The sequence below is a fragment of the Paenibacillus sp. 7523-1 genome (assembly GCF_002276415.1).
Taxonomy (GTDB): Bacteria; Bacillota; Bacilli; order Paenibacillales; family Paenibacillaceae; genus Paenibacillus; species Paenibacillus illinoisensis_A.
Window position 1 is genome coordinate 107,160 of record NZ_NPBR01000005.1, and the last position, 21,100, is coordinate 128,259.

At 45.6% G+C, this 21,100-nt stretch carries 20 protein-coding genes; 3 read left to right on the top strand and 17 right to left on the bottom strand.

The window, feature by feature from the left end; genetic code table 11:
* The first annotated feature begins 208 nt into the window (after positions 1-208).
* Positions 209-799, top strand: a complete 591-nt coding sequence (locus CHH60_RS03995; RefSeq protein ID WP_095358026.1) for an RNA polymerase sigma factor — start codon at positions 209-211, stop codon at positions 797-799.
* The gene (locus CHH60_RS04000; protein ID WP_095358027.1) at positions 777-1,736 is read left to right on the top strand and encodes a hypothetical protein; all 960 of its coding nucleotides are present in this window, start codon (positions 777-779) and stop codon (positions 1,734-1,736) included. The genes CHH60_RS03995 and CHH60_RS04000 overlap by 23 nt, the downstream gene beginning before the upstream one ends.
* 1 nt (position 1,737) lies before the next feature.
* Here the strand turns inward: CHH60_RS04000 and CHH60_RS04005 are convergent, their stop codons facing one another.
* The 15 genes from CHH60_RS04005 to CHH60_RS04070 form a co-directional block, all read right to left on the bottom strand.
* Entirely contained in the window at positions 1,738-2,229 is a 492-nt protein-coding gene (locus CHH60_RS04005) for a hypothetical protein (RefSeq protein WP_095358028.1), read from the bottom strand.
* Positions 2,230-2,425: 196 nt separating this feature from the next.
* Positions 2,426-3,904 (bottom strand): Lsa family ABC-F type ribosomal protection protein, encoded by a 1,479-nt coding sequence (locus CHH60_RS04010; RefSeq protein ID WP_095358029.1) that lies wholly within the window; start codon positions 3,902-3,904, stop codon positions 2,426-2,428.
* A 110-nt stretch (positions 3,905-4,014) separates the two neighbouring features.
* A complete protein-coding gene (locus CHH60_RS30190; protein ID WP_255247820.1) occupies positions 4,015-4,143 on the bottom strand; it encodes a hypothetical protein in 129 nt (42 codons plus the stop codon).
* A 177-nt stretch (positions 4,144-4,320) separates the two neighbouring features.
* Positions 4,321-4,959 (bottom strand): sugar O-acetyltransferase, encoded by a 639-nt coding sequence (locus tag CHH60_RS04015; RefSeq protein WP_095358030.1) that lies wholly within the window; start codon positions 4,957-4,959, stop codon positions 4,321-4,323.
* 15 nt (positions 4,960-4,974) lie between these two features.
* Positions 4,975-5,787, bottom strand: a complete 813-nt coding sequence (locus CHH60_RS04020) for a Cof-type HAD-IIB family hydrolase (protein WP_095358031.1) — start codon at positions 5,785-5,787, stop codon at positions 4,975-4,977.
* 314 nt (positions 5,788-6,101) lie between these two features.
* On the bottom strand, positions 6,102-7,301 hold the full coding sequence (locus CHH60_RS04025; RefSeq protein ID WP_095358032.1) for an MFS transporter: 1,200 nt from the start codon (positions 7,299-7,301) through the stop codon (positions 6,102-6,104).
* Positions 7,302-7,642: 341 nt separating this feature from the next.
* Positions 7,643-8,959, bottom strand: a complete 1,317-nt coding sequence (locus CHH60_RS04030) for a hemolysin family protein (protein ID WP_095287117.1) — start codon at positions 8,957-8,959, stop codon at positions 7,643-7,645.
* A gap of 434 nt (positions 8,960-9,393) precedes the next feature.
* Positions 9,394-10,971 (bottom strand): sigma-70 family RNA polymerase sigma factor, encoded by a 1,578-nt coding sequence (locus CHH60_RS04035; protein ID WP_095358033.1) that lies wholly within the window; start codon positions 10,969-10,971, stop codon positions 9,394-9,396.
* A gap of 182 nt (positions 10,972-11,153) precedes the next feature.
* Positions 11,154-11,678, bottom strand: a complete 525-nt coding sequence (gerQ, locus tag CHH60_RS04040) for a spore coat protein GerQ (RefSeq protein WP_095358034.1) — start codon at positions 11,676-11,678, stop codon at positions 11,154-11,156.
* An 18-nt stretch (positions 11,679-11,696) separates the two neighbouring features.
* Positions 11,697-12,119: a cell wall hydrolase gene (locus tag CHH60_RS04045; protein WP_095358035.1), complete on the bottom strand. Its 423-nt coding sequence runs from the start codon at positions 12,117-12,119 to the stop codon at positions 11,697-11,699.
* A 162-nt stretch (positions 12,120-12,281) separates the two neighbouring features.
* Complete coding sequence (locus CHH60_RS04050; RefSeq protein WP_255247821.1) at positions 12,282-13,973, bottom strand: hypothetical protein; 1,692 nt, start codon at positions 13,971-13,973, stop codon at positions 12,282-12,284.
* 204 nt (positions 13,974-14,177) lie between these two features.
* A complete protein-coding gene (locus CHH60_RS04055) occupies positions 14,178-14,927 on the bottom strand; it encodes an SDR family NAD(P)-dependent oxidoreductase (protein WP_095358037.1) in 750 nt (249 codons plus the stop codon).
* A 181-nt stretch (positions 14,928-15,108) separates the two neighbouring features.
* On the bottom strand, positions 15,109-15,501 hold the full coding sequence (locus tag CHH60_RS04060) for a DUF2500 domain-containing protein (RefSeq protein ID WP_095358038.1): 393 nt from the start codon (positions 15,499-15,501) through the stop codon (positions 15,109-15,111).
* Between the two features lie 262 nt (positions 15,502-15,763).
* Positions 15,764-15,973: a hypothetical protein gene (locus tag CHH60_RS04065; protein ID WP_095358638.1), complete on the bottom strand. Its 210-nt coding sequence runs from the start codon at positions 15,971-15,973 to the stop codon at positions 15,764-15,766.
* A gap of 138 nt (positions 15,974-16,111) precedes the next feature.
* Complete coding sequence (locus CHH60_RS04070) at positions 16,112-17,392, bottom strand: VPS10 domain-containing protein (protein WP_095358039.1); 1,281 nt, start codon at positions 17,390-17,392, stop codon at positions 16,112-16,114.
* A gap of 312 nt (positions 17,393-17,704) precedes the next feature.
* On the opposite strand from CHH60_RS04070, the gene CHH60_RS04075 reads away from it, so the two are divergent.
* Entirely contained in the window at positions 17,705-18,634 is a 930-nt protein-coding gene (locus CHH60_RS04075) for an L-lactate dehydrogenase (protein WP_095358040.1), read from the top strand.
* 261 nt (positions 18,635-18,895) lie between these two features.
* Here the strand turns inward: CHH60_RS04075 and CHH60_RS04080 are convergent, their stop codons facing one another.
* Both CHH60_RS04080 and CHH60_RS04085 read right to left on the bottom strand, forming a co-directional pair.
* Positions 18,896-20,110: a chromate transporter gene (locus CHH60_RS04080; RefSeq protein ID WP_095358041.1), complete on the bottom strand. Its 1,215-nt coding sequence runs from the start codon at positions 20,108-20,110 to the stop codon at positions 18,896-18,898.
* Between the two features lie 14 nt (positions 20,111-20,124).
* The gene (locus CHH60_RS04085; protein ID WP_095358042.1) at positions 20,125-21,069 is read right to left on the bottom strand and encodes a tyrosine-type recombinase/integrase; all 945 of its coding nucleotides are present in this window, start codon (positions 21,067-21,069) and stop codon (positions 20,125-20,127) included.
* Positions 21,070-21,100 lie beyond the last annotated feature (31 nt).

Below are 21,100 nucleotides of genomic sequence, written 5' to 3' on the forward strand. Positions count from 1 at the left end.
GCATTTTTCAATGAATAATTACGTTGTATCGATATTTTAAGGCTGTCTTGCAGACCAGAATGACTGGTGTGGCGGGCAGCCTCTTTTGGTTTCGGCGTGCACCTTTCTAAGGTTGTCTTAACAACCTCCCATTGTATCGTTTCCATATAATGTTGTAAAATGAAATGATACCAATGTTTGTGGACTGTTCACCAGAAAGGAGAACATCATGGCCAATCGGCTCCAATTACTCTTGGCCTCAGATTTCCATAATTTGAGCCCTTCACTTCAGGAAGAAGTGTATTACGAATACTATAATATGGTTCATGGACTCATCGTTTATATCATCAAAGAACGTGCTGCAGCAGAAGACATTATTCAAGAAGCATTCATTAAAATTATTAAAAACAAACCCTCTTTCGAGAACGAAGTCAAACTGAAAGCCTGGCTTAAGGTCGTCACCCGGAATACCGCCATTAATTATCTTAGAAAAAATAAAAATAACCGTAACCAACTGGATACGGATAGTGTTTTTATAGATATGGAGACGATCAATCAGACGGCAGCTTCCGTAGAGAGTACCGTGGAGACGCAAATGATGCAGGAATCTATTGAGTTCTATCTTGAGCAACTTAAACCCGAATACCGGGTATTAATAGAGCTGCGCTGGAAAGAAGGTATGTCCTATCGGGAAATGGCTGAGCTGCTGGACACTTCGGAAGAAATTGTGAAACAACGTTTGTTCAGGGCCCGAGGTAGTATCAAGAAGCAATTACATAAGGAATGGGGTGGGACCATTGAGCAAAGGCAAGTCAGATAGACATATTGAGCACTATCATACAGAGCAAGAAGAAGAATATTTTGATGCCGCCTTTGATCTGGCCTTTGATGAGGCTTTCAATCAGGCTCTCTCTGCTCCCCCTGCCCCTGACTCCCAGCAGATGCATCAATCCTGGCTCCGTGTTCAAAAGGAAATTACCCGGATTGCTGTCAGAAAGAAAAGAATGCGTACCTTGAAATTGTCCGTTGTGGTAGCTGCCTCCCTAACGATCGGTGGCGTCATTTTCAGTCTGCCATCCGGAACGCAGGCCGTGTCCCCTTTTGTTCAGTCAATCAAGGATTGGGGCAATGGTATGAAATCCATCATTATTGAAGATCGTACCGCACAGCTTGGCGCAGATCCTTCTACGGCCAAAACACTCCCACCGCCTGAACCCGGACTTAACGAAGCTCCTATAATTGCTACTGGCGAGGAGGCCGAGGAGTTGCCAAAACAAACCGTGGAGAAAGACATTTTATTTGATGATATCGTCGTAACGGAAGAAATAGCCCGCTCGGGATTCAATGGTGACTTTTTGTTGTCGAGAGCTATACCCGAGCGTTTTAAAGAGATAAAATTTGAACTTACCGTGAATCCTGAAATTCCGGTTGATTCAGATGAGTATTATAAATCCGATCGTATGAGAGTCCGCTACACGGGTGAGAGCGTGAATGGTGAAGAACAAATTATTCAATTTGATTATTACCATGTTAAGCCTGGGCAGGTCATCCAAGGGACTATGCTTCGTGAAACCAGTGTAGTCAAATTAGCTGACGGTAGTGATGCTTTTGTATCCATCGGCCCGCCATATAATACGTTTCAGTGGATGATGGGTTCGGTCAACATGAGCTTGTTTGGAACGGTCACGAAGGAAGAAATGATTGCCATTGCCAATGACCTGCAGGAACAAAAATTCCCAGGCAGCACGAGACAATGAATCAAAATAAAACATTATTTGAAATATGGATTGTATTTTCAGAATTCGTTCCGTCATTCGCCGTATGTGTGCTAACGACCCGGTAGTAATAACCTGTGATCACCGTCCAGCTCGACTGTGCCGACAGGGATTGTGTTTGTGTTTTACTTTTGGTACCAGACCGATACGTCACCCAATTTGAGCCCGTCCAGCGTTCCAGCCGGTAATCCACCTGAAGTGATTTCATTTCCTTGTAAGTTGTTGTTGATGTACTGACGTTTGCTGTCAGCCCTCCTCCCGGAGAAACGTTCCCTGCTGCCTGATATATATACTTGAGAGCTGCCAGTGAGTGAACAATTTGCTCCTCCGGCGGTGGTGGTGCGGTGAGTGCACCAGATGCAATGTTAGGACTAGCTGCGGCAGTGCTGCCAACGGGAATGGATAGAAGTGCAGGCACCGATAATGCAGCAACAAGGGTAATTTTCAAAATGGATGACAGACTCATTTTCAACATATGTATTCCTCCTCCAATGTCATATTTGATATTGTGTAAGGTATAACGGACGGAGGAGGTTATCGGTTTCAAAAATAAAAAAGACGCTCCGACTTTCCTGTCGGCAGCGTCTTTTCTTACTGTGAATTCTGCAGCGTGAGTGAAACCTAAATATTTTCCATTCCGTATAGGCTATAAAGAGTCACATCCACATTATTCATAACTCAATGATACTCGTGGCAATATTCGAGCAAAATTCGCTGTCATGTTCCACAAAAAGAAGTGTTGGCGAGTGCTCAAGCAGCAAGTCTTCAATTTGCATGCGGGAAATGACATCAACAAAATTAAGCGGTTCATCCCAAACGTGCAAATGTGCTTCCTCACTGAGGCTTTTGGCGATCAGTACTTTCTTTTTTTGTCCAGCACTAAACGTTGAAATATCCTTATCCAGCTGCAGCCTGGAGAAATCCAGTTTCCGTAATATTGATTTGAAGAGACTTTCATCAATGCCCTGTGTCATCGCGTACTCGGATAAGCTTCCCGCCAGACCCGAGGTATCCTGTGATACATACGATATTTTGACCTGAGGATCCTTGCGAAGTTGACCTGTGTAGGCAATATCCTCCCCGCAAATCAATTTAAGAATGCTTGATTTACCTGAACCATTCTTACCGTAGAGAGCGATTCGGTCTCCTTTTTCAACCGTTAAATAAATATCCTTACAAACGATATTGGAGCCATATGCAATCGACACATTTTCCAATTGGACTATTTCATTTTTATGAAACTCCAATTGATGAATTTGCAGACGCTCTGCACTTTCGATATTTTTGAGAAGTTTGGACTTTTCTTGAATGGCAGATTGCTGCCGTTGTTCGATGTTTTTGGACCGCTTCATCATTTTGGCAGCCTTATGGCCAATGTAGCCTTTATCCACTTTCGAACCGGAGTTCCTAGTCCCATTTTTGGACTTTTCGACTTCATGTGACCAACCACCCGTTCGTTTGGCGGAGTCGGATAAGCGTTTAATGTCTTTCTGTAATTTTTCGTTGCTTGCAAGCTCATACTGATCCTGTCTCTTCTTATTCTCCCACCAGGCGGAAAAATTGCCTTTTTGAATCTCGATGTTCGTTTTATTGATCGAAAGAATATGGTCTATGCTGTGATCCAGGAAGGATCTATCGTGTGATACGAGAATAAAACCACTTTTTCTGCTTAGATAGCTGCTGACGAGCTTTCTGGCATGCATGTCGAGATGATTGGTGGGCTCATCAATAAGCAAAAATTGATTTTCCTTCATGAATAAGGCAGCCAGCATGACTTTCGTTTGTTCTCCATTGGATAGGGAATCGAATGGTCGATAAAGCACGTCTTCGGAAACCTTCAATAGGTTAAGCTCCCGTACCAGTTCCCAATGCTGATAGTCTGGATAAACGTCACTGATCACATCAAGCGTCATCGAGTCTTTATGCTCAACAGGAAAGGGGAAGTACTCAAAATCAACATGGGCTGAGATGGTGCCACTATATTCATATTTACCAAGCAAAAGGTTAAGGAAGGTCGTTTTCCCTCTCCCGTTTCTTCCGGTAAATCCTAATTTCCAGTCGGAGTCCAATTGAAAACTCACATTTTCGAAAATATTATCGTAACTGCCGTCATAGGCAAAAGTCAGGTTTGATACGTTTATCATTGACATAAGGGATCATCCTTTTCATTTATATTCTGATGTTAAATAAATGAGGTTATGATCATGACATGATTCCCTTATTGTATCCACTCTCGGATGAATCCAAGCAAAAAAGAAACTCAAAGCCAGGTAAATCGTTGCGTGGATAGATAAAGCTCCGAATTCCGATTCATGATTTGGTGAACCATGCCAATGTTCATATCCAGTGACAGGTTCACATAAACATCTACAACCTCTAATTCAGTCATAACTCTATCCCCCTTTATAATCGAATGTTTCAACTTTCAGATACAGAAAACTTAACATGGATGGGATTCGTGGGTCAAGGATGAGGGTTCGGAGTTCCCAGAACGGTAAGTACGCAGCAAAGGGAACCAGTTCTTATCCAGGTCTGGACAAGCACTTGCTCCCTTTAGAATGGATTTCTATTCTATAACACGGCAATCCGCCATGATTTCCGGTTTATAACGCATGCTGTCTGCTTCTGTAATTTTGCGAATGACTCTGCAGGGGACACCTGCTGCGAAGGTATCTGCCGGAATGTCCTGCGTCACTACACTTCCGGCACCGATAACACAACGGTCTCCGATGGTAACTCCTCCGCATACCGTTACATTAGCAGATAGCCATACATCGTTTCCGATCGTTACGGGTTTGGCGTAACATAAAGTCTTCGGGTCACCGTTCTGATCAAACATTTGCCGGCGTTCAGAAGCGATAAACGGGTGAATGGGAGTAACAATCGTTACATTGGGACCAAAACTGGTATAGTCTCCAATGGTTACCTTGGCATCGTCCTGAATCGTTAGATTGTAGTTGGCAAAGAAATGATGACCGATCTCTGTGTGAACACCATAATGAAAGAATACAGGCCCTTGAATGAAGCAGGATTCGCCTTTGCGACCAAGGAGCTGTGTCAGAATCGCTTCACGTTCCTCTGCCTGATCCTCGAACATCTGGCTGTATTGATGGCTTAAGTTGTGCGAACGAAGTTTGATGGCCTTTAGTTCCGGATGGCTGGGACTGAATAAAATCCCGTTTAATATCCGTTCTTCCTCAGTCATGTTTTCAACTCCCATTCAATTCACGTTTTTTTGAAGGTCCATACAGTCTTGGATAGTCAGCAGAACACCGTTCTCTTTGTTGGATTTTGTAATAAAACGCGCTGCTTTTTTGGTATTCTCACAAGCATTGCTGACCGCAAAGCTGTATTTGGCAATACCCATAAGCTCTACATCATTCTCTCCGTCCCCAAAGGACATCGTTTCTTCATAAGTGACGCCAAGCAGCTCCTGCAATTTTTTAACCGTCTCTCCTTTATGCGTGTGCAGGGCCGTAATATCAAGCCACTTGGGTTCTGAATCAACAATATAGATTTGGCCGCCAAGTGTCTTTTCTACATGTTTCCTTAAGGCACTACTCCGTTCCTCTGTATCATATACTGTTATTTTGATAAAACGGCTGTCGATCTCTTGGAAAGAGTCAATCTTCTTAACCTGTTCGTATGAGCTTTTAACCACATTGTACATCTCCTCAGGGATGGAAGAGTGAACATATGCTGCATCGCTTGCACATACTATGAGGGTCAGGTCTGGAGCAAAACGTTGTATCGTTTCAATGCTTTGTAATGCAAGTTCACGATCAATACTGAATTCTTTTACAACTTCCCCATCTTTCTTGATTCTGGCTGCACTATCTCCAAGGACCCATATTCCCTCGCCATGTTCTCCAAACAACTTTTCTACCCGTTCACACTGTTTTCCTGTGCATGCCACAAAGGTAATTCCCTGTTTCTGCATTTCTGCATGCACTTTGTTGAATAATTCAATATCAAATAATCCCTTGTTATTGAGGAACGTTCCATCTAAGTCAGTTACAACAAGTTTAATCATGTAGCAATCCCCTCTTTGTTTAAAGATAATTTATAACACTTTTCACACCTGCTTTATAATGTATGTTTATAAAGAGGGCAGAAACATAGGATGATCATGTTCTCACGGAATCGGTATGCAATTATACTACATAACAAGCGTAATCCATGTAACTGGTTTCATGTCAACCCACTTTTTAACGACCGTACATCTGTCACTCGAACCAATCATCGACGGAGCGCATCGGTTTCACTTCCATAGACTGTTTCGACAACGCTAAACACGCATAGGCAGAGGCCCAGATGATAACAGCTATAATAACATATGCCATCTTCTCACCTCCCCACATTCTGAGATCTTAGAAGTATGCGATTCACGGTTTCCGCGCTAAATAACATCAATACGAGCAGCACAAGCACGACAACCGGAAATGAATCTGTACTGGTCTTCGCTGCAAGAAACCCAAAAAGCGGAGGAAGCAGCGTCGTACCGCTATAAGCGACAGCCATCTGGTATCCCATTAACTTGACGGAGTTCTCTTTCCCGAAGCGAGCCGGCGTTTCATGCAAAAGTCCAGGGTAGATTGGAGCAAGACCCAGCCCGATTAAAATAAAACCTGCTACCGAAAATGATGAAGGAAGCGGAAGCAGTAAAAGGAGTCCTCCGAGGATCGTGATCCATTGCCCATAGCGAATCAATAATCGGTTATGGACTCTTAACGAGATAAAACCTGTGATGAACCTGCCCAACGTAATACCTCCGTAATAAAGGGAAATCCAGCCCGCTGCCATCTCTGCTGAGATACTTTTCGTTCCAACCAAGTAACTGGCTCCCCATAATCCGACTGTTGTTTCAACCCCGCAATATAACAGAAAAGCGAGCAATGTGGGCTTAACGCCTCTTAATCTCAAGACGTTCCCCGGAATACGTATTTCTGATTTTGTCCCGTTATCGGTCATAGTTGTTGGTGCGGTCTCACGCAATGCAGCCACCCTTTTCCATAACGGCAGCGTGATAAGAAGTACGATAACCAGTACAAACTGGATGACACCAACTGCAGCATAACCGCCTCTCCAAAAGTTCTGATCCGCTATATAACCGGCCATGATGATTGGGCCCATTGTAGCGCCTATCCCCCAGAAGCAATGCAGCCAGTTCATATGATGCGCTTGGTAATTTGCGGCGACGTAATGATTCAACGCTGCATCCACAGCTCCAGCGCCCAGGCCGAGTGGAACGGCCAAGATCATAAACCATATCATGGACGGTGCCATGGAAAATCCAATCAACGACATTGCGGTTAGCAAACAGCTGAACAACGTAATGTTACCTGTGCCCATTTTCTGAATCATTTTCCCACTTGCCAGACTGGAGACGATGGTGCCTGCGGCAATAATCATGGAAATGAGACCTGCTGAGCCTACGGATGAACCTATTTCCGGCCATATGATTGGCCATGCAGATCCAAGCAGTGAATCCGGAAGTCCCAGGCTTATAAAAGCCAGATAGATTACGATGAGAAACCAGGTTGCCATCTTTGTAACTCCTCTCTTGATGTAGTCGATCATCCTGATTAATAAATATACTTTATAAAGTGTTTAATTTAAATATGCGGGATATGGTGTTCCTTTGTCAATACTCAACCTATGAGCAAAATCAGATATAATTATTACTTTTATCCAATTCCAGAAAACTGTAACATTTAATCAAGCCTACACGGGATGTTCCATAGGGAGAACAGCCATACCGAGTTTAATATCATGCACCTCAGCCTAAGGTTTTGATTGAAATCTCATAAGCATGAAAAAAGCAGCCCAGGATGAAATATCATCCTGGACTGCTTCGAATAACTCTCACTGGAATGAAGCAGCTAAGCTTAAGCCCCTTCTTCCTCAACCAACATTTCAAGCTTAATTACATTTACCCGTGAAATCCGCTTATGCTCCGTCTCCTGAATGACGAAAACATATCCTCCATATTCAACGGATTGACCGACTTCAGGCGGAATCGTCTCCACTCTGGAGTACAGCCACCCACCAATCGTGTCATAGTCGCTCCGATCCATATCCAGTTCGAATCGCTCACTGACTTCTTCAATCAGCATCATGCCATCAATGGAGTATTCCATCTCATCCACTTTCTCAATGGCAGGACGCTCCTGATCGAACTCATCCTGAATCTCGCCCACGATCTCTTCCATAATATCCTCCAGCGTTACCATTCCTGAAGTTCCGCCGTATTCATCAATCAGAATGGCAATCTGTGTCTTGCTGCGCTGCATACGCTTCAGCAGATCACTGATTGGCGTCGAATCGGGAACGGCGAGAATTGGTCGGATTACAGAAATGGTATCTGTGAGCTGGGACCGCATCAGGTCTTTGATGTGAATAAAGCCGATAATGTGGTCCTTGTCACCGTTATAAACCGGATAGCGGGTTCGCATGCTTTCACTGGCGATTTCCAGATTTTCTAGCATGGACTGATTGGCGTTCAGACAGATCATTTCCGTCCGCGGAATCATAATTTCACGGGCAGTTGTTGCCGTAAAATCAAATATATTATCAACAAGCGCCAATTCAGTATTGTCAATTAAACCGCTCTTATTGCTTTCTTTCATCAGAATGCGTATTTCATCTTCACTATGTGCCGAGTCATGCTCCGAAGCAGGTGCCATTCGAAACAATCTCAGCAGGCTGTTCGCCATACCATTCAAAGCCCAGATAAAGGGATACATCAATTTGTAAAAGAACGTAAGCAGTACCGCAGACCATAACGTGACCGTCTCCGATTTGCGGATTGCCATCGTCTTGGGAGCAAGTTCCCCGAGTACAATATGCAAAATCGTAATAATAACAAATGCAATCACAATCGAAATTCCGTGTACATATACCGGGCCGAGTCCAAACGCGGTAAACATGGGCTCAAGCAAGTGTGCAATGGCAGGCTCTCCGAGCCAGCCGAGTCCCAGTGAAGCCAGCGTTATGCCCAATTGGCACGCAGACAGATAGGCATCCAGGTTACGTACAATATTGGAAGCATAGATGGCTCTTTTGTTGCCTGCTTCCACCAAAGCCTCAATTCGGCTGCCGCGAACTTTTACCATCGCGAATTCTGCCGAGACAAAAAAACCGTTCATCAAAACAAGCAAAGCAATTAAAAATAAATTTAATATACTCGGTAAGGGGTCACTCAAATTGTCATCCTATTCGCCGTCATTCTTCGGCAAATAGGTCCACCTCCTTCGAAAATGTAGGATATTAGCCATTCTGCCGCTCATATGCAGGTTCAACTTCCCAATGCTTCCACCTCCTTCTGGTTTGTGTCGAATAAAAGGATATGCTTCTTTTATTATATAACTCTAAACTACACAGTCAATCCGTGTCCTATGACAACGAAATGATGCTAACCAGCAAATTACTTTACAAAGGTAGCGAATACGCCGTCTTATTTACATTTGCTAACTGACTATGTTGAACAAATCTCAAACAGGTTTATTGTTTATATCTCGTGCTCAGTGGGTGTCAAAATAGAATTCCAAGTAAAATGTAAAACCTAAAAAGAGTATTCCCCTTGATATCCAAATTCGGGGAATACTCTTTGATGGGATTGTGAATTAAGGACGTAATGTTATGTGCTTATTTCGACAGGGAAACGGGACGCCGTATCCCATCGCCACTGCGGTTCTTCGCCTTGTGCGTTCCACAAACCTCCAATCCACATTTCGTCTTTTCTTAATTCTGCATAGTCTGCTTTTTCAGAAAGTACCTGGCTACCGAGCTCAGTTAGAGACAAGACTGCATTACGGAAATGTTCATGGTGCTGGGTGAAATCAGGAAACGTGTCTGCTCCGCTAATCTGTAGTAGAGCATGGGGCTCCTTGGTCATTCTTCTCAGATGTGCCCAATATTCCAAGTCTCCCATTCCCAACACATGCAGCCGCTCACTCACATGCTTAAAGAGTGGATATGGATGATCAACACCTTGACTCACAGCTTCCAGAGTCGCTTGTTCAATTGCACCCAGACCATTGGACTGTGAAGGCAGGCGGGTCAAGTGAGCTTCAAATGCAGCATGCGCAAATGGGAGAACCGTACTGTTTTGTTTTAAATAATCCATGTGATCCTGAATATCGGAAGAGGTGTACGCTAGCCAGAACTGACTTCCCGCCTTAATCTCCTCCGTCCCCATGACATGCCACGTACCAGACAAACGTCCGATCTGTCCGGGGGTAAGCTGGCCCAGTCCCCGAAAGTTCTCTATTTCCGGATAAGCATCAATACATAATAGATTCAGCTTGGTATCCCCAAGCGATTGATCATTAAAAACATGCAGCAGATAAGATAACATCGCTTGATCATAGAGATCATATTCAAACCAGAGTACAATCTCCTTGTACTGATGAAACGCATGCAGCTTTCGCTCCAGTTCCGCAATTTGCAGATATTCTGTCTGGGGAATCCCTAATTGCTGTTCCAGATAGGCAGCGCGCTTGCTTCTCTCCAACTCGTTCCCCATATCTTGGACGACAGGACCAAAGGTGTAAAGTTCCCGCCAGACCATAACCTCTCCTTCGATCCCGCTTTGCCGCAAACGATCTGCAGCATGATCCCCATTGGTAATATGCAGCATGCCTTTGCCCCCTTCATAAAGTTCATTAAATACGGTTATAACGTCCGCCACAGGTAATCTACGCCTCAGCTTCGCCCTGGCATCGAACAGCCTTTTCTTTAATGCCGGAACAGATACGCTAAGGAAATCGGAAATTTCCTTAAGCGAATATCCCTGAAAATAGAACATGTCCACGACATCCTGCATGGATAACGGCAGACTGGATATGGAATCGCGAAGAATCCGATACCGTTCCTTTTGCAAAACAAGCTGTTCAGGGTTGTCCCTCTCTTCGCTCGAATCGATGTTGTACATTAACTCCTGTTCAGGGGAAGTGCTGTGCTGCTTGCGCCTTAACCAACGGTAGCACTGCCGTTCAACAATCACTTTGAACCATCCTGGAAAGGCTTCGGCTGTCTCCAGCTTCGACAGATTAGCAAATGCTTCTGTGAACGCCTCCTGTACAATATCTTCAGCCCAGAAAGCATCCTCCAGTTTGTTATAAGCTACAGCAAGCGCCATTCCGCGGAACTGTTTCATTAATTGCTCATAAGCCTCAGGCTCGCCCCGGATGGCTCCCTCAATCCACTCGTTCAATGATGTAAACTCCTCTCTGCGAGCGTCTTGCTCAGCCTGTATATGTATAAGTGCCATGATTGCGAGTAAAGGTTACTATAGTCTCCATTATAACGAAAAAAACTGTCCCACTTGTGGATTTAATTCCACATGCGGGACAGCTGGTTAAACATTTTGTATGGAGACCCCCCTGTTACAACGAATTAGAATCTGCTTGGAGCTTGAGGAAAGTTTCCGATAACGCCTGGATATTGGTACAACAATGGCTCATCAAACGTAGCATAATCGAAGTTAACCATTAACAGCATAATACGTCTACCTGTTTTTGGATCGCTGATAATGATATGGTCCCGTCCAGCAGCTTCAATGACTCCTTGAAAAATGCGGGCATTCCATTCCTTGTTACCTTCATATGTCATGTAGAACGTTCCAAATTTACCGAGGTTCAGGCGCAGGATATTTTCGATGTATGATTGTTCAAACTGCGGCGCAGTTGTCGTTACAACTCCACCTGTTGGCGTCATTGGACTGCCGCTGGATACAAGCGGTGGTACGCTTGTAGAGCTTGGAGAAACCATGCTTGGTGAAACCATACTTGGTGAAACCATACCCGGTGTTGGTGACATCGAAGGCGCGCCGTTACCGATTTTATAGGATGTTCCTTGAACTTGCGAGTTGGCTTGTTGACCCATTGCCTGTGTTGTTGGTTGATATGGTTGATTAATCATTGTAATTCCTCCTAAAATTTAATAAACTTCCGGACAATCTTCACCTGTCGGACTGAAAAAACAGTGCGCTTTGAAACGGCCCGTATTTTGCTGGTTATACCACGTTGCAGGACAGTCGCCTACAGGTCTGAAAAACCACAGGGCATTGCTGGCTGGCCAAATCCGTTCTCCATTGATTACACGTTGTGCCAAACGAATCTCGGATTGTCTTGCCCGCTGATAGAAGTAGCCTTTTTGCGTCGATTCGAACCCACCGGGATTTTGAAATACCATGCGGTTAATATCACGAATATCCCCAAAATCCAGACAGTCAACCAGTACCCGGTTCACACCCACATTACCTACAAGCAGCATGCCCTGTACGCCGTCACCTTCAGCCTCTGCCCTCATAAGCCTTGCCAGCAGCCTGACGTCTTCTGAGTTGGCTTTAATAACAGCCATAGTCTGTTTCCTCCCTTGCTTCAGCTCTCTTCATCACCGTACATCGTATTGTGCAGGAGCCTATTCGGTGACACGAATCCAACTTTTTTCCACAAAAAAATCCCGGAACCTCACCCCATGTGAAGTCCCGAGAACAAACATTTCCTATATAACCAGCCCAATTTAAGGCTTGGCATTAATCCAGTAATCGTACGCATGTACCATGTTACCTTGGTAGGCTTCATAAGCCTTCAGCAGTTCAGGCAGCTTCGCAAGCTGCTGTTCCATCTCGGCAGCACCTTTTTCGTAAAATGAGATATGTGCGCCTTCGTGATTCTCTTTCATTTCTACCGAAATCAGCAGCGGTTTACCTAAACGGTCGGCGATTTCCATCTCCTGACTGACCACTGCCGCAATGCCATTGGACCCTTCAGCGTTGTTACGGAAAGCCATGAGAGAGACATGATCCAATGTGCGGATCATAAATTCACTAACAGACATGTCCTGTCCTGGCAAAGGGGAGCTATCCAGCCACACGGCCAGATCGGCACTGGTCTCCAAACTGCTGTCCTTCTTCGTTTCTTCCTGGAAAAAAGAGATATTGGCAGCCCACTCTGTCAAAAGTGCATCCCGGTCGGAATTCCATTCCGGCAGTGTGTAGGGCTCGATATCCAGGTGAATGCCTTTGAATCGCTCTTCGGGTTCAACTTCGGCATTATAATTTTTCACATAATTGATCAGTCGCTCGATCCGTGGTCTGTTCTCGGATCTACCCCAGATGGGATGACCGCCCATGGCGTGAATTTCAATCCCTTGTGCCTGGGCTCGTTTAACAAAACTGCGGTAACTTGAGTAGGGCTGGTCCAGATCAAGCCGGACATATAAAAAGTTAATATGCTGTGCTGCGGCGAATTCAAGAATATGCTGACCTCCATCATCCGTCACCTGCGAGGCCTCCCATATGTAAGTTCCGCGAATCTCAGGCTGTAAAGTTGGCTTCTCCGGCACAGGCTGTTCTTCAGGTTCAAGCTGTCCCCAGTATACGATATCATGTACGGCAGAACCGGCATATGAAGCGTGATTACGTAAGGATTCCGCAACCTCTGCCAAGACACTCTCCAGCTGCGCTGCTCCCTTTCCGGCAAAAGTCGTAAACTCTTCACCAGGCATCGGCTTCGTATTTACGCCAACGGTGACTGACGCACCGCTGGCATCGGCCCAATTCATCTCCTGTTCAATGAGTTGAATAATGCCGTTATTCCCTTGTGCGTTATCGCGGTAAGCTAGTAAAGTGACATGATTGAACTGTTCCATGAACCAGCGTGATAACGGCAGGTTATCTGTATCATCTGTTGTTTTTGTACCAGCGATCGTATAAGAATCCAGCCAAAATGGCAGATCCACATTAATGTCGATGGCACCATTTGCCTCGACCTGTTCAAGCAACAATTTCATATTCGCTACCCATGACTGAACCAAAGACTCTGAATCGTCTTTCCATGCAGGCAGAACATAGGGTTTGATATCCAGATGGATGGCATCAAATCGTTCTTCTGCAGCAGCTCCCTGATTATAATCGGAAACCCATGCAGCCAAACGGAGCATCGGTGCTTCACGGCCCTGAATGGCCCATGACGGGTCCCCTCCAAGTGCTTCAACAGCAATACCCGCATCACTGGCTTTAGATATAAACGTGCGATATACCTCATCCGATAAATTCATATCCACGTTCACATAGAGTCTGTTAATCTTATGTTTAGCTGCGTTAGCCAGCAGCTCGTCTCCTCCATCATCTTGGACAGACTTGGCCTGCCATACCCAGGCTGCCCGTATGTCGCCCGTGTCTGCCTCCACAGGCGAAGCCATTCCTGTCATTATGATCCCTCCAATCAGCAGTAATAAGCCAATGATCTTCCGGGATGAATTCCCGAACATATACTCCCTCCATTCTTGTTCTGTTGTAAAATCACATTCATTATAGCAACCGATTTCTGAATTTCAAATAAGCCCAAGTGCTTAACTTGGGCTTACGGGTGCTAGAGCATTCAATTTGTACAACAGATCGAGGGAATCCCGGTTCTAGTCCTCATATATCATTTTTCGAGTCATGCCCCCATCAATCATCAGATTGGTCCCAGTGACAAAGGTATTGCTTGGATCCGACAAATATAAACATGCGCGGGAGATATCCGAAGGGACGCCTACGCGTCCTGTAGGATGCTGTTCATGATCTTCCGGCTTCAATTCGTCCACATTGCCTGTCTCAATCCATCCCGGACTGATACAATTGACCCGAATACCGTCCTTGCCAAGTGAGACCGCCATCGCATGTGTCAAGGCCACAATGGCTCCTTTGGACGCTGCATAGGCCTCTGTCTCAGGTTCAGACATAAACGCACGTGTCGATGCCATATTGACAATAGCGCCTCCATGTTCATTTTGTTTCATATGTTTGGCCGCTTCACGGCTCGCGAGAAAGCAGCTTCTTACATTCGTATTAAGCACATCGTCCCATTCCTCCAAGGTCAGCTCGTAGGGAGACTTCCACCTGGCTACTCCGGCATTGTTCACCAGGATGTTAATCTGTTTGAATTCTTCGATGGTTGTGCGAATCAAATTCGTAATATCCTGCTCCTTCCGAACATCGCACTGAACGAAGATGGCTTCACCGCCTTCATTGCGAATCGAAGCAGCAGCAGCGGCCCCTTCCGCCTCCTGATAATCGGCAAGTACAACTTTGGCACCAGCAACCGCGTAAGCTTCGGCAACGCTGCGACCGATCCCCTGAGCTGCTCCCGTAACAACAACGACTTGATCTGTAAATGACATCATGAACTCCTCCTCTATTAAGACGCTTCTGTCATCACATACGAATATGTCGAATCAAGAAACCTTATTGTTATAAAGACCCTCTCCTTATATAAAAACACGATACCACCTTTAAGAAACGCTTGTCCAAGAAAATTAACATTAAAAAAAGCTTACGCCACTATGGCGCAAGCCAGCCGGATTATCCGCGTAAACGTTCTGAATACAGGCGGTTGTAGCGCTCGAAGCCTATATACCGTGTTCCCTTGAAGGAAAGACGGCCTTCATCTCCTTCGGAGCACAATCCGTACTCTTCTCCGTTCACCTTGAACTCGAGCCGATCTCCGCTCTCTACTTCAAAGGTAATGTAATACAGCGTACGGGCTGAACTGCCTGGTTCAGCTTGCGACTGACTGATCTGCATCCTTCTGCCCGTTATCCGCGAAGGTACGGTAAGCAGAGGCTCTGCGTTGTTGCGCCCCCATCTCCATACTTCTTTCCCCACAGACAGAAGAACAATACCTATAATCAGAACAAATACGACTGGAAAGACGGTTCCGAAAAAATCAAACATCCAGGATGATTCAATGCCCATGTCTCTCCCCTCCGTTCTTACACCTAGGACAGCCAGAGTCTTGACCCGTCTCCTGTACATGTATATGCGCGAGTAATATGGAACTTGTTATCGGGAGTTCAAATTGTAAGGAACGGACAGAAAATGTTCCTCGCGAATGACCTCTTTCATGTTGCAGCTTGAGGTTCATGATTAGTTGCAAATAAAAAGCCCCTGATCAGGGGCCTTGCATTCAGTACATCAGCATTCTTTATCTGTCACCATGCTCTATCTTGCATTGCTTTTATGCATACATCAGGTTCATGAAGCCGCGGGTTGCTTCTGCTCCCTCCGCTTGTTCCGGTTCTTCTGCCTGAGCGTATTGCGCCATGCAGGCCTTCACTTCTTCTTCAGTTGTGCAACGGTTGGCATCATCGCAATTGTAGCATAAGTGAAGCATGTATCTCGTTAATTCGTCCGCCTGCGTGAATTGAGTTTGTTCATTGGTTCTCATCTTCATCACTCCCATCTCTTCTTGAATTCAATATAACATTATTTAAACGAAGTTATTGTGATTAATTTCACAAAGTGGTTAAAAAGAAAAGAGAAACCCGACGGTTCCTCTTCTAAATAACGCCTATATTAAGTTTACCTACAGCACTTTCCACTGCATACCACCATCCACAGTCTGCAGGAGCAAGGATCTCTTGGTATCCGTATTCTCTACCAGAATCCAGCCCAGTTTCGAGGAAACCATCTGCAGCTTCACAATCTCCGGGTAATCCTCCAGAATACCGTCCATGACCTTACTACCCGGAAGTGCCTTCCAGCTTTTTCCCGAATCCTTGGTCTGGTATGTCGTGCCCGACTGAACTATCCATCCTTCTGAAGCATTTAGGAAAGCGGGAGTCAGGTTACGATTGATTCCCTTCTGCTTATTCAGGCCGAAGGTCGATAACGTCCAGCTCTTACCTCCGTCATCTGTGAAGTATCCGTTGAACTTGGTATAATCTCCGCTGGAACAGGTTAAAGGCATCCAGGCTCCCTTCGCTTCCCGACCAAAAAACTGAGGTGAACCAATGTTGAAATTGCCACACCCATTGAAGTCATTGCGGTCAAAAAATGTCGGACCAGTCTTCCAATTCTCTCCGCCATCTGTCGTGACATACAGCTTCGGAGTTCCAAATTCAAGGGCTGTCAAGAAGCCATGTTTCGGATCGGAAAAAGTCAGGCCTGTTGTATATCCGCGTGTCGGAATCTCGGCCGAAGGAGGCTGATCATCCTCATCACTGGATGACATCTCCTTCCAGGTGATGCCTCCATCCTCGGTAACATACAGCTTTTTATCCTGCTTCCCGATGGAGGTATCCACCGTAGTCAGAATCCAGCCTTTCTCGGGGGACACAAAGGATATGGCAGTAACTTTGTCCGTCTTGGATAAGGAAGACAAGCTCCAGCTTACTCCCCCGTTATTCGTGCGCAAGACCATCGTATCGGTTCCGCCCAACCCTTCACGAACGATCCATCCATGGGTACGATCCACAAAATAAATACTTTGCCCATACTGCGGGTTGGCTGGAAATTGCACATTCTCCGAAGGAGAAATATTCGTCCAGGTTACGCCCTGATCCTGAGTGTAGTATAAACGCAGTGCGTTTCTCGTAACACCCCACGCCAACCCTCCGTTGTCGTTAAGCAGCTGGAAGTCGGTCAGACGTGTTTGGATCTGGTATTCCGCTGTATCTGTTGTCGCTTGCGTACTGCTATCAGGAGGAACAACCGTTAATGTCTGTCCGGTATTTCCGATCTCTTCCTGCTCTTGGGGCGGTTCTGCCACCGGGGTCTGACCTGTGTCGGTGCAGGCAGCCAGCAGGGCAGCTATTCCTATAGACAGCAATGCTGTCTGCGCGATTTTGGTCCATTGCAAACGCAAGTGGAGTTCACCTCTCTCATCCAATAGCAGGCGCGCATGCCTGTCCGATCGGTATACATTTTACGATTCATTAGAATCCACTTCTCCCATTCTACCACAAACGATGTCGAAAAGGCTCATCTTGGGTAATAGGGATCAGGAGCGAACCCGTATCAAGTCCTCGTACCATCGTTGGATGCCCATGCGTACTTTCGACTCAATCTTCCTTAAACAGACAATGAAAGTGAAATATTTTATAGACATCGCTTTCTTTTCAAACATTTATACCTTAATATGGATGGAAGTCTACCTCAAAAAGGAGAGGATATGAACATGGTAAACAGTGCAATGCTCAAACCAAGTCGCGTAGTCATTATTGGCATGGGCGCGGTGGGAACAACAACGGGATATACGCTGATGTTAAGGCAGCGCTCATCCGAGTTGGTATTTGTGGATGTGAATCATGATAAGGCCACAGGCGAAATGCTGGATATGAACCACGGGCTTCCATTTACCGGAGGCGTCAAAGTATGGGCTGGTGACTACTCGGACTGCAAAGACGCAGACATCATAATCATTACAGCCGGGGCCTCCCAGAAGCCGGGTGAAACCCGCATTGATCTGCTCAAGAAAAATGCCAGCATATTCAAAGATATCATTGAACGTATTACCGAAGTGAACTCTCATGGTATTCTGCTCATAGCCACCAATCCTGTAGACATATTATCTTATACGTCCTGGAAACAGAGCGGCTGGCCTGCTTCACGGGTAATTGGCTCCGGTACCTTGCTCGACAGCGCACGCTTCCGCTACCTGATTGGTAAGAACAAAGGCATTGATCCCCGCAGCATTCATGCACACATCATTGGGGAACATGGTGATTCCGAAGTACCTGTATGGAGTCTAGCCAACGTAGCCGGAACAGATCTGGAACTCGACGAGGAAACACAGCAGGATATCTTTGATCGCACCAAGAATGCGGCTTATGAGATTATTAATGCCAAAGGAGCCACTTCCTATGCAATCGCACTTGCTTTGGATCGTATTGTAGCAGCGATTTTGGGCAATGAAGGATCGGTCCTAAACGTATCTACACTGCTGGAAGACTACAACGGCGTTTCTGATGTCTATCTCGGGGTTCCATGCGTGGTGGATCGCAACGGAGTGCGTGAAATATTGCCGCTTCCACTGAATGAGACAGAGAAAGTCGCTTTCCAGGCTTCAGCAAACAAATTAAAGGAACAGATTGAAGGACTGGAATAATGTCATTATTTTAATATAACCAAAGGACCATCTGGATCGGATTTCATGCCGATTCGGATGGTTCTTTCGTATGAATTAAACGGTAATGGCCTAAACAAAGTCCGACACTTCATTTTAGTTAACATAATATTTATTACGTGTATTATTTATTCTTTGTATCACTCCACTAATCAGAAAATAAGCGAATTTCTATAATTCCACTTTTTTTAATCGCCTCATAACCAAAAAAAACCAATGAATCCGAGGATTCATCAGTTCTTTCTATAATAGTTCAATTAACGTACCACCTATAATCCCGGTAATGACAATGAGCCACGGTGGGCACTTCCAGAAAACAAGCATGATAAAGAGAATGCATACCAACGAAAAATCAGCAGGTGTAGTAACGGCTGTCGACCATAGCGGTTGGTATAGAGCTGCCAGAAGAATGCCAACCACCGCTGCGTTTATTCCAATCAGTGCTGCTTGCATGTACTGATTTTTGCGGAGGGAACTCCAAAAAGGAAGCGTGCCAATGATGAGTAAAAAAGCCGGTAAAAAAATGGCTATCGTAGCAACAATCGCCCCTGAAACACCCATTGTGATTGCTCCGAGATAAGCAGCAAAAGTGAACAGCGGTCCTGGTACGGCCTGCGTTGCCCCATACCCAGCCAGAAAATCATCCTTTGTCAACAATCCCCTGGGTACCAATTCCTGCTCCAGAAGTGGCAGAACCACGTGTCCTCCGCCAAAGACCAGCGAACCCGATCTGTACATATAATCGAATAAGGATAACCACTGAATCCCCGTAAACTGACGCAATATCGGCAGTGCTATGAACAAACCAATAAAGGTAGTCAAACAAAGTACGGCGACCGTTCGACTTATCGGGACAACAAGATCAGGAACCTGCGGAGCAGATGTTTTCCTATACAACCACAAACCAATCAATCCTGCTGACAAAATAAGAACGAATTGACTGTAAACAGCTGTCCATAATAAAGCAACTGTTGCTGTCAACACAGCAAGCGTAACCCTCATTTTATCAGGCGTTAATTTTTGGCCCATTCCCAGAATCGCATGAGCGACGATCGTGACAGCTACAATCTTTAATCCGTTAAGCCATCCGGCATTACTTATATCATATTCCTTCAGTAGGAAAGCAAACAACACCAGAGCAATTACGGAAGGAAGTGTAAAACCGATCCATGCAATCAGCCCTCCAATAATACCTGCCCGAATTACACCAATTCCAATACCAACCTGACTACTGGCTGGCCCGGGAAGGAACTGACACAGCGCCACAAGATCCGCATAACTTCGCTCATCCATCCATTGTCGTTTGCGTACATATTCATTGTAAAAATAACCCAAATGTGCAGTAGGTCCTCCAAAGGAAGTCAATCCCAGTTTAGTTGACACCAGGAGCACTTCCCAAAGAGAGGCTGTTTTTTCTTGTAGCCCGTCCAGCGTTGGGGTAGTTTTGTTCCCTCCCATTCTGCACATCTCTCCTAATCATAGAGTCGTTGAGATACCATAAACTCCGGAAGTTTGACGTCCAGCAGAGCCATCGCCTCTTCCTTCTCCCGGCTGGTGACGTGCGTATAAACGGTTGTGGTTTGAATCGATGCGTGACCAAGCAATTCCTGAACCGTACGTAGATCGGCGCCGCGCCGCAGCATCATGGTTGCAAATGAGTGTCGCAGCTTATGGCTGGAATAGTGCAGACGCTGATGAGTCGGAGACTCCTGTTGAAAACGTTCGAAGGTTTCCGTAGATATGAGCTGAATACTGCGAATGGATAACCGCTTCCCTTTTTGCGAAACAAACATCGCTTCTTCCTTCGCCCGCCATGGAGATAAACGCTCTTCTACAGCCAAGTTTAACAGCTCCGCAACCATCTCGGGAACAGGGAGTGTGCGCCATTTACGGCCTTTACCGAAGACGTCCAGCGTGCGCCGCTCCGCATTATAGTCTTTACAATTGAGCGCATGGACTTCACCAACCCGCAATCCCATATAACCCATTAACAGAAAGATCGCAAGATTGCGTGTACGGTACTTTCCTTCTACCGATTGCAGGAATCGTTCTAGACCGCTTTCATCCAGAAAGACGGGGGCCCGATTTTTCTCGGTTTTGGATTTTTTGATACCTGACGCGGGATTATTCGTTAACACTTCCAATTCAATCAGCGACTTGAAGAAACAATTTACCGCTGCATGTTTGCGATTTCTCGTCGCATCACTAACTCCACGTTCGCGGGCACGTGACAGAAATGACAAGACATGCAGCTTCTTCACCTGCTCCAGCGACTTTCCTTGAATAGAAGAGAGAAATTCGGCGACGTCACCCGTGTATGATTTTACAGTGTGTCCCGTGTAACCTGCGTCTTTCATCCATATGTGAAAAGCTTCAAGCTCATCAGCGTATTGCTCCTGAATTTCCTCGCTTATCATCGGTATTCGTCACCACGATTCATTCTAGTAT

Coding starts and splice junctions, on each gene's coding strand:
- CHH60_RS03995 (WP_095358026.1), top strand. CDS start 209: ATGGCCAATCGGCTCCAATTACTCTTGGCCTCAGATTTCCATAATTTG.
- CHH60_RS04005 (WP_095358028.1), bottom strand. CDS start 2,229: ATGTTGAAAATGAGTCTGTCATCCATTTTGAAAATTACCCTTGTTGCT.
- CHH60_RS04010 (WP_095358029.1), bottom strand. CDS start 3,904: ATGTCAATGATAAACGTATCAAACCTGACTTTTGCCTATGACGGCAGT.
- CHH60_RS30190 (WP_255247820.1), bottom strand. CDS start 4,143: ATGACTGAATTAGAGGTTGTAGATGTTTATGTGAACCTGTCACTGGAT.
- CHH60_RS04015 (WP_095358030.1), bottom strand. CDS start 4,959: ATGACTGAGGAAGAACGGATATTAAACGGGATTTTATTCAGTCCCAGC.
- CHH60_RS04020 (WP_095358031.1), bottom strand. CDS start 5,787: ATGATTAAACTTGTTGTAACTGACTTAGATGGAACGTTCCTCAATAAC.
- CHH60_RS04025 (WP_095358032.1), bottom strand. CDS start 7,301: ATGGCAACCTGGTTTCTCATCGTAATCTATCTGGCTTTTATAAGCCTG.
- gerQ (WP_095358034.1), bottom strand. CDS start 11,678: ATGATTAATCAACCATATCAACCAACAACACAGGCAATGGGTCAACAA.
- CHH60_RS04045 (WP_095358035.1), bottom strand. CDS start 12,119: ATGGCTGTTATTAAAGCCAACTCAGAAGACGTCAGGCTGCTGGCAAGG.
- CHH60_RS04050 (WP_255247821.1), bottom strand. CDS start 13,973: ATGACAGGAATGGCTTCGCCTGTGGAGGCAGACACGGGCGACATACGG.
- CHH60_RS04055 (WP_095358037.1), bottom strand. CDS start 14,927: ATGTCATTTACAGATCAAGTCGTTGTTGTTACGGGAGCAGCTCAGGGG.
- CHH60_RS04060 (WP_095358038.1), bottom strand. CDS start 15,501: ATGGGCATTGAATCATCCTGGATGTTTGATTTTTTCGGAACCGTCTTT.
- CHH60_RS04065 (WP_095358638.1), bottom strand. CDS start 15,973: ATGAGAACCAATGAACAAACTCAATTCACGCAGGCGGACGAATTAACG.
- CHH60_RS04075 (WP_095358040.1), top strand. CDS start 17,705: ATGGTAAACAGTGCAATGCTCAAACCAAGTCGCGTAGTCATTATTGGC.
- CHH60_RS04080 (WP_095358041.1), bottom strand. CDS start 20,110: ATGGGAGGGAACAAAACTACCCCAACGCTGGACGGGCTACAAGAAAAA.
- CHH60_RS04085 (WP_095358042.1), bottom strand. CDS start 21,069: ATGATAAGCGAGGAAATTCAGGAGCAATACGCTGATGAGCTTGAAGCT.